Annotated in this window: 11 protein-coding genes; 5 read left to right on the forward strand and 6 right to left on the reverse strand. The window is 68.3% G+C overall.

The annotated features are described in order from the left end of the window. Positions 1-7 precede the first annotated feature (7 nt). Positions 8-4,558 (reverse strand): glutamate synthase large subunit, encoded by a 4,551-nt coding sequence (gene gltB / locus BDK89_RS11840; RefSeq protein ID WP_133869137.1) that lies wholly within the window; start codon positions 4,556-4,558, stop codon positions 8-10. Positions 4,559-4,767: 209 nt separating this feature from the next. Here gltB and BDK89_RS11845 point away from each other — a divergent pair, with 209 nt between their 5' ends. From BDK89_RS11845 to BDK89_RS11855, 3 genes are all read left to right on the forward strand, one after another. Beyond that, complete coding sequence (locus BDK89_RS11845) at positions 4,768-6,000, forward strand: hypothetical protein (RefSeq protein WP_133869138.1); 1,233 nt, start codon at positions 4,768-4,770, stop codon at positions 5,998-6,000. A 65-nt stretch (positions 6,001-6,065) separates the two neighbouring features. Beyond that, complete coding sequence (locus BDK89_RS11850) at positions 6,066-6,461, forward strand: ArsR/SmtB family transcription factor (RefSeq protein ID WP_133869139.1); 396 nt, start codon at positions 6,066-6,068, stop codon at positions 6,459-6,461. Further along, the gene (locus BDK89_RS11855) at positions 6,458-6,955 is read left to right on the forward strand and encodes an SRPBCC family protein (protein WP_133869140.1); all 498 of its coding nucleotides are present in this window, start codon (positions 6,458-6,460) and stop codon (positions 6,953-6,955) included. Before BDK89_RS11850 ends, BDK89_RS11855 begins: the two co-directional genes overlap by 4 nt. A 106-nt stretch (positions 6,956-7,061) precedes the next feature. Here BDK89_RS11855 and BDK89_RS11860 read toward each other — a convergent pair whose 3' ends face one another. Both BDK89_RS11860 and BDK89_RS11865 read right to left on the reverse strand, forming a co-directional pair. Then, entirely contained in the window at positions 7,062-7,874 is an 813-nt protein-coding gene (locus tag BDK89_RS11860; RefSeq protein ID WP_133869141.1) for a crotonase/enoyl-CoA hydratase family protein, read from the reverse strand. 56 nt (positions 7,875-7,930) lie between these two features. Next, positions 7,931-8,764: a methyltransferase domain-containing protein gene (locus BDK89_RS11865; protein WP_133869142.1), complete on the reverse strand. Its 834-nt coding sequence runs from the start codon at positions 8,762-8,764 to the stop codon at positions 7,931-7,933. A 66-nt stretch (positions 8,765-8,830) separates the two neighbouring features. Between BDK89_RS11865 and BDK89_RS11870 the strand changes: the two genes are divergently transcribed. Further along, positions 8,831-9,475, forward strand: coding sequence for a nitroreductase family protein (locus tag BDK89_RS11870; protein ID WP_133869143.1), 645 nt, complete (start codon positions 8,831-8,833; stop codon positions 9,473-9,475). Here the strand turns inward: BDK89_RS11870 and BDK89_RS11875 are convergent. The 3 genes from BDK89_RS11875 to BDK89_RS11885 are packed head-to-tail and all read right to left on the reverse strand — an operon-like array spanning position 9,453 to position 11,113. Then, positions 9,453-9,923 (reverse strand): hypothetical protein, encoded by a 471-nt coding sequence (locus tag BDK89_RS11875; RefSeq protein WP_133869144.1) that lies wholly within the window; start codon positions 9,921-9,923, stop codon positions 9,453-9,455. The genes BDK89_RS11870 and BDK89_RS11875 overlap by 23 nt on opposite strands. A 31-nt stretch (positions 9,924-9,954) precedes the next feature. Then, positions 9,955-10,680: a GntR family transcriptional regulator gene (locus tag BDK89_RS11880; protein ID WP_166657544.1), complete on the reverse strand. Its 726-nt coding sequence runs from the start codon at positions 10,678-10,680 to the stop codon at positions 9,955-9,957. A gap of 13 nt (positions 10,681-10,693) precedes the next feature. Next, on the reverse strand, positions 10,694-11,113 hold the full coding sequence (locus BDK89_RS11885; protein ID WP_243839159.1) for a VOC family protein: 420 nt from the start codon (positions 11,111-11,113) through the stop codon (positions 10,694-10,696). A 24-nt stretch (positions 11,114-11,137) separates the two neighbouring features. On the opposite strand from BDK89_RS11885, the gene BDK89_RS11890 reads away from it, so the two are divergent. Continuing rightward, on the forward strand, positions 11,138-13,423 hold the full coding sequence (locus BDK89_RS11890; RefSeq protein WP_133869146.1) for an aconitate hydratase: 2,286 nt from the start codon (positions 11,138-11,140) through the stop codon (positions 13,421-13,423). Positions 13,424-13,555: the final 132 nt, after the last annotated feature.

The following is a 13,555-nucleotide window of genomic DNA, read 5'->3' on the forward strand; positions in this document are numbered from 1 at the left end:
CGGCCGCTCACTTCGCCTTGGCCGCTTCCATGATGCGGACGACGGTCTCGTCCTCGGTGAGGCCCTCCGCCTCGGCCTCGGCAGTGACGGTGAGCACCCGCTTGTAGTCGACCGGCATGACCTTGCGGAACCGGCTGACCTCGACGCTCCACGACGCCAGCATGCGGGCGGCGACGGCGGAGTCGGTGTACTGGTGGTGCTTCTCGATGGCGCTGCGCAGGAACTCGCGATCGTCCTCGTCGAGCTGTTCGACCTCGACCATCTCGTAGTTGACCCGACGGTCGAAGTGATTGCCCCGGTCGTACACGTAGGCGATGCCGCCCGACATGCCGGCACCGAAGTTGCGTCCGGTCGAACCGAGGATGACGACACGACCACCGGTCATGTACTCGCATCCGTGATCGCCGACGCCTTCGACGACGGCGGTGGCACCCGAGTTGCGGACGCAGAACCGCTCGCCGACGATGCCGCGCAGGTAGATCTCACCACCGGTGGCGCCATAGCCGATCACGTTGCCGGCGATGATCTGATCCTCGGCGACGAACGGGGACGACTCGGGCGGACGAACGATCAGGCGGCCGCCCGACAGGCCCTTGCCGACGTAGTCGTTGGCGTCGCCGAGCAGCTTCATCGTGATACCGGCCGGGACGAACGCACCGAAGCTCTGCCCTGCCGAACCGGTGAACGTGATGTCGATCGTGCCGTCGGGCAGACCCGCGCCCTTCCAGACCTTGGTGACCTCGTGGCCGAGCAGGGTGCCGACCGTGCGGTGCACGTTGCGGATCGGGAGGTCGATCTCGACGTGCTGTGCGTCGGTGATCGCCGGCTGCGCGAGCCGGATCAGCTCCTGGTCGAGCGCCTCGTCGAGGCCGTGGTCTTGCTCCTGCGTGCAGACGAACGCCTGCTCATAGGGGTTCTCGACCAGCTTGAGGATCGGGGCGATGTCGAGGCCGTGCGCCTTCCAGTGGTCGACGGCGGGCTTCACGTCGAGCATCTCGACGTGGCCGATCATCTCGTCGAGGGTGCGGAAGCCGAGCTCGGCCATGTACTCGCGGATCTCCTCGGCGATGTACTCGAAGAAGTTCACGACGAACTCGGGCTTGCCCGTGAACCGCTTGCGGAGCTCGGGGTTCTGGGTGGCGACGCCGACGGGGCAGGTGTCGAGGTGACAGACACGCATCATCACGCAGCCCGACACGACGAGCGGCGCCGTGGCGAAGCCGTACTCTTCGGCACCGAGCAGTGCGGCGATCACGACGTCACGGCCCGTCTTCAGCTGGCCGTCGGTCTGCACGACGATGCGGTCGCGCAACCCGTTGAGCACCAGTGTCTGCTGGGTCTCGGCGAGACCGAGCTCCCACGGCCCACCGGCGTGCTTGAGCGAGGTGAGCGGTGAGGCGCCCGTGCCACCGTCGTGACCGGAGATCAGGACGACGTCGGCCTTCGCCTTCGAGACGCCGGCGGCAACCGTGCCGACGCCCATCTCGGCGACGAGCTTCACGTGCACACGAGCCATCGGGTTCGCGTTCTTCAGATCGTGGATGAGCTGCTTCAGGTCCTCGATCGAATAGATGTCGTGGTGCGGCGGCGGGCTGATCAGGCCGACGCCCGGCGTGGAGTGGCGGGTCTTGGCGATCCACGGCCACACCTTGTGGCCGGGCAGCTGGCCGCCCTCGCCGGGCTTCGCGCCCTGCGCCATCTTGATCTGGATGTCGTCGGAGTTGGTGAGGTACTCGGCGGTGACGCCGAACCGGCCGGAGGCGACCTGCTTGATCGACGAACGACGGGTGGGGTCGTACAGACGGTCGGGATCTTCGCCCCCTTCACCGGTGTTCGACTTGGCGCCGAGCTGGTTCATGGCGACGGCGAGCGTCTCGTGTGCCTCGGCGGAGATCGAGCCGTACGACATGGCGCCGGTCGAGAACCGCTTGACGATCTCGCTCACCGGCTCGACCTCGTCGATCGGCACCGGCGGGCGTGCGCCGTCCTTGAACTGGAACAGGCCACGCAGGGTCGCGAGCTTGTTCGACTGATCGTCGACCCGGCTCGTGTACTCCTTGAAGATGTCGTACCGCTTGGCACGGGTGGCGTGCTGCAGCTTGAACACCGTCTCGGGGTTGAAGAGGTGGTACTCGCCTTCGCGACGCCACTGGTACTCGCCACCCAGCTCGAGCCGACGGTGCGACCGCAGCTCGGGACGACGCGGGTTGGCGACCGAGTGCCGCAGCTGGATGGCGCGGGCGATCTCGTCGAGGCCGATGCCACCGAGACGGCTCACGGTGCCGGTGAAGTACTTGTCGACCAGTTCGTCGCCGAGGCCGATCGCCTCGAAGATCTGGGCACCCGTGTAGGAGGCGACCGTCGAGATACCGATCTTCGACATGACCTTCAGCACGCCCTTCGAGCACGCCTTGATGTAGTTCTTGATCGCCTGCTGGGGGTCGAGCCCGCCCATGCCGTGGAGGCCTTCGGCGATGAGGTCTTCGATCGACTCGAACGCGAGGTACGGGTTGATCGCGCCGGCGCCGTACCCGATGAGGAGCGCCATATGGTGCACTTCGCGGGCGTCACCGCACTCGACGACGAGACCGACCTTGGTGCGCTGCTTGGTGCGTACCAGGTGATGGTGCACGGCCGAGGTGAGGAGCAGCGACGGGATCGGCGCCTCGACGGAGTCGGCGTTGCGGTCGGAGAGCACGATGATCCGCGCTCCCCCGTCGATCGCCGCCGACACCTCGGCGAAGATCGCATCGAGCGCTTCGCGGAGTGCGTCACCGCCGCCGTCGACCCGGTACAGGCCCTTGACGACGTGGGCCGCCAGACCGGGGAACTGGCCGTCGCTGTTCGAGTGGATGATCTTGGCGAGCTCGTCGTTGTCGAGCACCGGGTACGGCAGGTGCAGCTGGCGGCAGCTGTCGGGGCCCGGCTGGAGCAGGTTCGACTCGGGCCCGATCGTCGACGAGATCGCCGTGACGACCTCTTCGCGGATCGCGTCGAGCGGCGGGTTCGTGACCTGTGCGAACAGCTGCTGGAAGTAGTCGAACAGCAACCGCGGCCGGTCCGACAGGACGGCGATCGGCGTGTCGGTGCCCATCGAACCGATCGGTTCGGCGCCGGCCTTCGCCATCGGCGCGATGATGATCTTCAGCTCTTCGTGGGTGTAGCCGAACATCTGCTGCCGACGCAGCACGCTGTCGTGGCTGAACACGATGTGTTCGCGCTCGGGCAGGTCGGGCAGGCTCACCATGCCGTTGCGAACCCACTCGCCGTAGGGGTGTTCGGCGGCGAGCTGCTTCTTGATCTCCTCGTCGTCGACGATGCGCCCCTCGCGCGTGTCGATCAGGAACATCTTGCCGGGCTGCAGACGACCCTTGCTGATCACCTTCGACGGGTCGACGTCGATCACGCCGACCTCCGACGCCATGATGACGAGGTCGTCGTCGGTGACCCAGTAGCGGCTCGGGCGCAGACCGTTGCGGTCGAGCACCGCGCCGATCACCTCGCCGTCGGTGAAGGTGACGCTGGCGGGGCCGTCCCACGGCTCCATGACCGACGCGTGAAACTCGTAGAAGGCGCGCCGGTCGGCGTCCATCTCCGGGTTGTTCTCCCACGCCTCGGGGATCATCATCATCACCGCGTGGTGCAGCGGCCGGCCACCGAGATGCAACAGCTCGAGCGCCTCGTCGAAGCGGGCGGTGTCGGACGCGCCGGGCGTGCAGATCGGGAACGCCTGCTCGAGTCCGGGCAGGTGCGGGCTGGCCGCCATGGCCTCGCGTGCACGCATCCAGTTCTGGTTGCCCTGCACCGTGTTGATCTCGCCGTTGTGGGCGACGTACCGGTACGGGTGCGCAAGCGGCCACGACGGGAAGGTGTTGGTCGAGAAGCGGGAGTGCACGAGCAGCAGCGCCGACTCGATCCGCTCGTCGGTCAGATCGCCGAAGAACTGGCCGAGCTGGGGCGTGGTGAGCATGCCCTTGTAGACGATCGTGCGGGCCGACAGCGACGCGAAGTACATCTCCTCGTCGCCGGTCTTGTGCTCGTGTTCGACCCGCTTGCGGGCGACGTAGGTGCGGCGGTCGAGCGCCACGCCGGTCTCGCCACCGGGCGAGGTGACGAACAGCTGCCGGAAGCTCGGCATGACCGAGCGCGATGTCTTGCCGAGGCAGTCGGGGTCGACCGGCACGTCGCGCCAACCCAGCACCGTCAGACCTTCCTCGTCGAAGATCTGCTCGATGCGGGCCATCACCTTGACGCGCACGTCGTCGGCGGCCGGCAGGAACGCGATGCCGGCGGCGTACGAGCCGGCGGCGGGCAGGTCGAAGTCGACCGTGTCGCGGAACAGGCGATCGGGGATCTGGATCAGGATGCCCGCGCCGTCCCCGGTGTCGGGCTCGGCGCCGGTGGCGCCGCGGTGCTCCAGGTTCGTCAGCGCGAGCAGACCCGTCTGGACGAGCTCGTTCGAGGCATGGCCCTGCATGTGGGCGACGAACGACACGCCACAGGAGTCGTGTTCGAAACGCGGGTCGTAGAGACCCGTGGGGCCGGGGTACGTCTGCATCGGATCCTTCCAGCGGAAGAGGGGTTGTCAGGATTCCGGGACGACGTTGGCCCGAAGGAATTGCCATGTTACGAGATCGCGCGGGCGGACCACAAAGACCATCGCAGACGCGCATGGTGCCAGCACCACCACCGATGGCCCGCACGGTCGATCGAACTGCCACGGAGCGTGGCACGCCATCGTTGTCGGGACGTCGCTACGCTCGGGCCATGCTGCAGGCGGGGGCCAGTCGGAATCGAATCATCGGCGTCTTGACGTTCGTCGTCGCGATGGGTGGAGCGATCGCCGTCGCGATCGGCGGGCCCGGCGCCGCGGCCGTCGGCGCCGGGCCGTCGGCATCGATCGATCTGTCACTCGCCGCATGGGTCGTCGGAGACGTCGACCCGACGATTACGGTCACCCGCGACGGCACCGACATCACCGGCACCGACTGTGGCCCCACCAGCGTCGAACCCGGCGATCAACGAGACCCGGTGGTTCGACTCCAGTGTGTCGGCGTCGGTGCCGGAACATACGACTTCGTCGTGACCGGGTTGCCGGGCGGCCACACCGCCACCACGTCGTGCCACGACCAGGTCAACGCATATGTCGTTCCTCCCTTCGTGAACGACGAGAACGCAGCGCTCGGGTATGTGGGTTGCGAGATGCTGATCGCTCCGCCGGGCATCGGGGCGACCGACGAGGCCTGGGAGGGCTTCGATGCGTTCGGCGCCGACGACGAGGCAGTCGACGCGTCGACCTGCGTCGGGTTCAACGTCGGCAACCCGTACTCGTTCTGCCCGCTCGACGAGGGAACGTACCGCCTCGAGGCCGCAGCGCCCGCCGGCTACATCTCGTCGGTCGACTGCACGCTCGGAGTCGGCGCCGGCCCGACGGTCGGGACCGGCACCGAGGTCGAGATCACCGCGACGCAACCACACGTCAGGTGCTGGGGTGGCGACTGGTGGCCACCGCTCGAGGTCTACGTCGAAGCGATCGCGTTCGACGATCTGACCTGGCTCGACACCGTCTCGCTGTGGGCGAGCTCGGAGGGCGGATCGAGGCAGCCCTGTGAGCTCGAACGGGACGGCACCAATGTGCTCACATCGGGCTGTCTCGGCCTGGAGCCCGGGTCGTACACCCTGACGCTCGAGGACGTGCCGGTCGACACCGTGTCGGTCGAGAACGTGGGCTGCGATCCGGTCGAAGTCGCCGCGCCGCCCGGCGACACTCGGGGCGCGAACAGTTGTGCGTTCATCGTCACCGGCCCGAATCCCGGCGCAACCGTCCCACCGTCGATCCCCGACACCGGCGGCGAACCGGAGCCGACGCTCCCGCCGACCGGCGGTCTACCCCCGACCGGCACGAGCACGACCGACACAATCGCTGTGATGGCAGCCGCCCTCGTCACGCTCGGCCTGATCGGCGTTGCCTCGGCCCGTCGACGCAGCTCTGTCCACTGACGTCCGGGTTGCGCCCCACGACCCTTGCGGGTGTGCATCGGGACGTGTAGTTTGCTACTTCATACATGAGTGAAATAACGAAGACGACCCAACGAGACGACGAGCGGCTGAGCGAGATGTTCGCAGCCTTGGCGAGCACGACGCGACGCCGGATGCTGCAGCGGCTCGCCGAGGGCGAGGCGACGGTCAACGAACTGGCCGAGCCGTTCGACCTGTCGCTGCCGGCCGTGTCGAAGCACGTCAAGGTGCTCGAACACGCCGGTCTCATCACCCAGGGCCGTCGCGCCCAGTACCGGCCGTGCACGATCAACCCCGACGCGCTCCGCATCGTCGCGTCGTGGACCGAGCACTACCGCCGCCTCTGGGACGACCGCCTCGACCGCATGGACGACTACCTCGCCGCCCTCTCCCCCGCCACCGACGATCACCACCGCGACAACGACCAGGAGCAACCGACATGAGCAACAGCGACACGGCACCCGCCGTCATCATCACCCGGACCTTCGAGGCACCGATCGACACCGTCTGGTCGATGTTCGCCGAGGCCGAACACTTCGGTGCCTGGTACGGCCCGCAAGGCGCCGAACTCGAGGTGCAGCGCTTCGAACCCGAACCCGGCGGGGACCGATTGGTCTGCATGCGGATGCCGACGCCGCAGGGCACCCACGAAATGTGGTTCACCGGCGAGTTCGTCGAGCTCGACCCACCGACGCGCCTCGTCTACACCGAGTCGGTCTGCGACGCGACCGGTCGCGTCCTCACCGCAACCGAGATGGGTATGCCCGAGGGCGCTCCGACGACCACGCGAGTCGTCGTCGACCTCACGAGCGTCGGGTCCGAGGCCGACGGTTCGACACAGCTGACCCTCACCCACGAGGGCATTCCCGCCGGCTCCCCCGGCGAGATGGGTTGGCAGATGGCTCTCGACAAGCTCGCCGCCCGCCTCACCCCCTAAACACCCACCCGACAACGCCGAATGCGTGAACAAACTGCGGAACTATTCCGCAGTTTGTTCACGCCTTGGCCGAGTGTGCGGCGGGGTGCAGGGGGTGAGGCCTAGGTCAGTCGGCGAAGTTCGGAGCTCGCTTTTCCATGTTGGCCATGACCGACTCGACCTGGTTCGGGGAGCCGATCTGTTCGCCGATCAGGCGGCGCTCGAGTTCGAACTGCTCGGCGGCGCTCTCGTCGAACAGGTGCTTGAACGCCGTCTTGGCACCACGCACCGCACCGGGGCTCCGACCGGCGATCTCGCGAGCGAGCGCCATGGCGTCCTCGTACGGCGTGTCGGACAGGCGCGTGACGAGACCGAGGTCGTACGCCTCGCGCCCGCCGACCATGCGTGCCGTATAGGTGAGTTCGCGAGCGACGTCTTGGCGGACGACCTTGCTCAGCATGAACGTGCCGGTCATGTCGGGCACCAGACCCCAGTGCACCTCACGCACCGACCACTTGGTGTCGGGGTGCGCGATGCGGATGTCGGCGCCCAGCGCGATCTGCAGACCGCCGCCGAGGGCGTGTCCGTGCACGGCGGCGATCACCGGCATCGGCAGCTCTTCCCACACCCAACAGACCTGCTGGCCGAGGTGCGTGATGCGACCGTCCTCCATCGCGCCGGGGTTGCCACGGTCGTTCTCCCCGCCGGCGCCGTTGCCGCCGGCCATGTCGCCGAAGATCGAGAAGTCGAGTCCGGCGCAGAACGACTCACCGTCGCCCACGAGCACGACGGCACGGACGCCGTCGGCGGTCTTGAGCGACTCGCCCGCTTCGGCGATCGCAGCGAACTGCTCGCGGTCGAGGGCGTTGCGCTTGTCGGCCCGGTTGAAGCGGACCTCGGCGATGCCGTCGTTGATGGTGACGATGACGCGATCAGACATGTGGACAGCTTGCCCCGTCGCCGTCGTCGCCGACGAACCGTCGGACGTCGCGGCCGTCAGACCCGACGCGCCCGCAGTGTGTAGCTGTGCGGGAGGCGCTCGGGTCGGTCGGCCAACCGGAACTCGCCGCCGCCGATGTCGATCATCTGGTCGCCGAGCGCCGGCCACGGCACCGAATCGTGCTCCTCGAAGCCGGTGATCTCGAGCCCGTTCGACCACAGCGCGTTGAAGATCTCGGCGAGACCGTGGTTGAAGTGGACGATGTCGGGGGCGGCCAACGCTCCGTCGTGATCGACGTAGGTCGACTCGTCGGAGAACGGCACGCCGTCGGTCTCGAAGTACGGATACTCCAGCGCCACGAGGCGATCGGGTCGAGGATCGTCCATCGCCCACAGCACCGGGTGCCCCTCACGGATGAACAGTTCGCCGCCCGGCCGGAGCAGCCGCGCCACGACGCCGGCCCAGCGCTCGACACTCGGCAGCCAGCACAGTGCGCCGATCCCGGTGAAGACGAGATCGAATCGCTCCTCCCCCAACGCCTCCGGCGCGTCGTACACGTCGGACACCACGTAGTCGACCGGCGGGCCGGCCGTGGCCGCGAGATCGCGGGCGACCTCGATCGCCGACTCGCTGAAGTCGAGCCCGGTGACGGTCGCGCCGAGGCGTGCGAGCGACAGGGTGTCGGTGCCGATGTGGCACTGGAGGTGCACGACGTCGAGTCCGGCGATGTCGCCGAGGCGCGGCACATCGAACCGCACCACATCGGACAGCCGCTTCGGGTCGGACCGGAACGCGTCGAGGGCGTACTCGTCGCTCGCCGCGTGGTGCGGCACCCGGGACTCCCAGTTGGCGTGATTGATCGAGCGGTAGTCGCCCTGCTCCCCCGTCATGGGCCCAGCGTCGCACGTCACACGTCCGACCCGAAGGAAGTTTCACGCCGCTGCCAGACTGCGGCCATGCATCTGGGACTCTCCGCCGACGAAGTACTCACCACCACCCGCGCCGTCCGCAAGCGACTCGACTTCGAGCGCCCCGTGGAGCGGGAGGTGATCATGGAGTGCCTCGAGATCGCGCTCCAGGCGCCCACCGGCTCCAACCGCCAGGGCTGGCAGTGGGTGTTCGTCACCGACCCCGACAAGAAGAAGGCCCTCCGCGACATCTACGCCGAGCGCTTCGACGCCTACCGCAACATGCCTCGCCCGACGTACGACGACGGTGACGTCCGTGGCGAGCGCGCCGAGAAGGTCGTCGACTCGGCGAGCTATCTGTCGGAGCACTTCCACGAGGCGCCCGTGCTCATGATCCCGTGCCTGGAGGGCAAGCCGGGCGACGGTGTCGCCGGGTCGGCCGGCTACTGGGGATCGCTCCTGCCGGCGGTGTGGAGTTTCATGCTGGCGCTGCGCGAGCGCGGGATCGGTTCGGCGTGGACCACGCTGCACCTGCCCAACGGCGGCGACGAGCAGGCCGCCGAGATCCTCGGCATCCCGCACGACAAGTACAGCCAGGCCGGCTTGTTCCCGATCGCCTACACCCAAGGCACCGATTTCAAGCTCGCCAAGCGACTCCCCGCCGAGGAAGTCAGCCACTGGGACGAGTGGTGACGGCGGGCGACGCCTCGCACCACTGCTGAACCCGCAACCGGTGCCACCGCGGCACCGACACGTCATCGCCGTCGACCGACCACCGGTCGCTCAGCAGACCCAGTCCCTCCAGCCGCAGCCGCTCGGGGGCGACCACGTCGACCCGTTCGACCGGCTTTCGACGCCACCGGGCCGACCGGTAGACGGCGACGCCGCCCGGCGTGGTCGCCAACGCGACGGGCGGGCGCACGACCTCGGCGAGGAACGGCAGGGCCAGGGCAGCCAGCCCGAACCCCCATCGGGCAACCGAACCGGGCCCCGAAGCGACAGCGATCAGGAACACGACGACGCTCAGGACAGCCCCGCCGAACCGAACCGGCCCCATGATGCGATCACCCCACACGGCATCGGTCGCGCCCTCGCCGCCGTCGAGACGATGCACCGCATCGAGGAGTCGTGCGTTCGCCATGGCGCCAGCGTAGGCGACCAGGAATCGGTCGTCACTCGACGAGGCGGAGGCCGGCGGGGGTGACGCTCGGGACGTCGTTGGGGAGTTCGACGACGAACTCGGTGCGGTGTGCCGGGAAGAGATGTTCGCTCATCAGAATCGGCCGCCCGTCTGCGTCGTTGGTGACGCGTCGACACTTGAGCAACGGCGCGCCGACGGGCACGGCCAGGAGGTCGGCCTCGTCGGCATGGGCGACATCGGCGCCGATCGTCTGCGTGGCGCCTCGCAGCTTGCCGTCGAGCAACTCGTAGAACGGGTGCCGCTCGACGTCGCTCAACGACAGCCGCTCCCCCAGCTCGGCCGGGCACCAGACGGTGACGACGGCGAACGGTTCGCCGTCGGCCAGATTGACGCGCTTGACCCGCAGCACCTTGGCGACCCCGAGCACGCGTCGCACGTGGGCGGGGGGCTTCTCGAAGGCGAACTCGAGCACCCGGCGCTGCGCGTCGCGCCCGCTCGTCTCGAGCTGCGCCTCGATCGTGCCGAGCGACTCGAGCCGCTGGGGCACCGGCTCGGTCGCGACGAACCACCCGAACCCCTGTCGGGCATCGATCAGGCCGTCGTCGCGGACCAGTTCGAGCGCTCGGCGCACGGTGACGCGGCTCGCGGAGAACTCGGCCGACAGCTCCGACTCGGACGGGAGCAGCGAGCCAGGAGCGGCGTTCCGGACGCGCTCGCGCAGTGCCTCGGCGATCTCCTGGTAGCGGATCGAACGCATCAGGCCGTTCCCATCAGCTCGATGCCTCCACCAGCTCGATGCGGTTCCCGAACGGATCGTCGAGGTGACATCGGACGGTGCCGGGGATCTCGTCGCTCCATCGCACGTCGAGCCCCCGCTCGACGACGAAGGCATCGAGATCGGCGACCAGCAGTGCCGGGTGCGCCTTGCGGGCCGGCACGAAGTCGGGGTCGGCACCGACGTGGACCACCGTGCTGCCCGCCTCGAACCAGGCCCCGCCGCGGGCCGCCATCACCGGCGGTTTCGGCACCTCGACGAGACCCAGCACACCGACGTAGAACGCCCTCGCCTCGTCTTCGGACGCAACGGGGATGGCGAGCTGGACGTGGTCGATGCCACGCCACGGCGACGTGGGACACGCACCGGTGCTGTCGGCTCCGTGGCCGCCGTCCGGACTCTTTGCCGCTTCCATCAGACTTGTATTATAGTTGTCTACATGACCGTGACCGCCAGTACCCCTATCGAGCTCGTGGAGCGCGTCTACGCGTCGCTCCCCGACAACGTCCAGCTCGGCCGTGAACGTCTCGGCCGCCCGCTCACCCTCGCCGAGAAGATCCTCATCAACCACCTGGCCGATCCGTCGGTCGACGTCGACCGTGGCGTCACCTACAACGACTTCAACCCCGACCGCGTCGCGATGCAGGACGCCACCGCCCAGATGGCGCTGCTGCAGTTCATGACCGCCGGGCTGCCCGAGGTGGCCGTGCCGTCGACAGTGCACTGCGACCACCTGATCCAGGCCAAGGTCGGCGCGCAGATCGACCTCGGTGTCGCGATCGACACCAACAAGGAGGTCTACGACTTCCTGAAGAGCGTCTCGGCCAAGTACCAGATCGGCTTCTGGGGCCCCGGCTCCGGCATCATCCACCAGGTCGTGCTCGAGAACTACGCCTTCCCCGGCGGCATGATGATCGGCACCGACAGCCACACCCCGAACGCCGGCGGCCTCGGCATGGTCGCGATCGGCGTCGGTGGCGCCGACGCCGTCGACGTCATGACCGGCTTCCCGTGGAACGTCCGCTGGCCGAAGGTCATCGGCGTCAAGCTCACCGGCTCGCTCTCGGGTTGGTCGAGCCCGAAGGACGTCATCCTCGAGGTCGCCCGACAGCTGACGGTCAAGGGCGGCACCGGCGCCATCATCGAGTACCACGGCCCTGGCGCCGACTCGATCAGCGCCACCGGCAAGGCCACGATCTGCAACATGGGTGCCGAGATCGGCGCCACGACGTCGGTGTTCGGCTACGACCAGAACATGGCGATGTACCTCAAGGCCACCGGCCGCGAGGCGATCGCCGACGCCGCCGACAAGGTCGCCGACGACCTGCGGCCCGACGAGGGCGCCCTGTACGACCAGGTCATCGAGATCGACCTCGATCAGCTCAAGCCGCTCCTCAACGGCCCGCACACGCCCGACCTCGCCCACAAGGCCGGCGCCGACGGCGTCGGCGCTGCGGCTCGCGAGAACGGTTGGCCGCTCGAACCGTCGGCCACGCTGATCGGCTCGTGCACCAACAGCTCGTACGAGGACATCACCCGTGCGGCGTCGATCGCACGCCAGGCCGCTGCGAAGGGCCTCACGGCCAAGACCGACCTCCTGATCACCCCCGGGTCCGAGCAGACCCGAGCCACGATCGAGCGCGACGGCCTGCTCGCCGATCTCGAGGCGATCGGTGCGACGGTGCTCGCCAACGCCTGCGGTCCCTGCATCGGCCAGTGGAGCCGCCCCGAGTCGGTGACCGGTGAGATCAACACGATCGTCACCTCGTTCAACCGCAACTTCCCGAAGCGCAACGACGGCTCGGCGAACACGCTCGCCTTCGTCACGTCGCCCGACACGGTCATGGCGATCGCCCTCTCGGGCCGCCTCGACTTCGACCCGACCACCGACACGATCACCGCCCCCGACGGCACCGAGGTCAGCCTCGACCCGCCGGTCGGCCAGGTGCTCCCCGACGCCGGCTACGACCCGGGCGAGGACACGTTCACGCCCCCGCCGGCCGACTCGTCCGACGTCGAGGTCATCGTCAGCCCATCGAGCGACCGCCTGCAGCTGCTCGACCCGTTCCCGGCGTGGAGCGGCGACGACTACCGCGACCTGCCGATCCTGGTGAAGGCCCAGGGCAAGTTCACGACCGACCACATCTCGATGGCCGGCCCGTGGCTGAAGTACCGCGGTCACCTCGAGAACATCTCGGGCAACCTCTACCTCGGCGCCGTCAACGCGTACACGAACGCAGACGGCTCGGCCTACGAGGTCGGCCACGGCAAGAACGTGCTCACCGGCGACACCCAGACGTTCCCCGAGATCGCCAAGGCGTACCACGAGGCCGGACAGCCGTGGGTCGTCATCGGCGACGAGAACATGGGTGAGGGCTCGAGCCGTGAACATGCAGCGATGGAGCCCCGCTTCCGCATGGGTCTGGTGGCGATCGCCCGCAGCTTCGCTCGCATCCACGAAACCAACCTGAAGAAGCAGGGCATGGTGCCGCTGACCTTCTCCGATCCGGCCACCTACGACCTGATCGACGAGGACGACCGCATCAACGTGCTCGGTCTCCCGCCGGTGCCCGACCAGCCGGTGCACTGCCAGATCGTCAAGCCCGACGGCACCACGATCGACTTCGAAGCGAACCACACGTTCAGCCCCGAGCAGGTCGAGTGGTTCCGTGCGGGTTCGGCGCTCAACATCGTGCGCCAGAAGGTCGCCGACGGCACCGCCTGACGGCGAGCAGCATCACGAACGGGTCGCACAACGGCCCGGTCCGACGCCGGGTTCGGTGGGGAGCGATCCCTCACCGGACCCGGCGTCGTTGCGTCCCGGTTGCGAGCCAGTTCAGCCACGGCGCCCTGTGAC

It is taken from the genome of Ilumatobacter fluminis (assembly GCF_004364865.1).
Classification (GTDB): Bacteria; Actinomycetota; Acidimicrobiia; order Acidimicrobiales; family Ilumatobacteraceae; genus Ilumatobacter; species Ilumatobacter fluminis.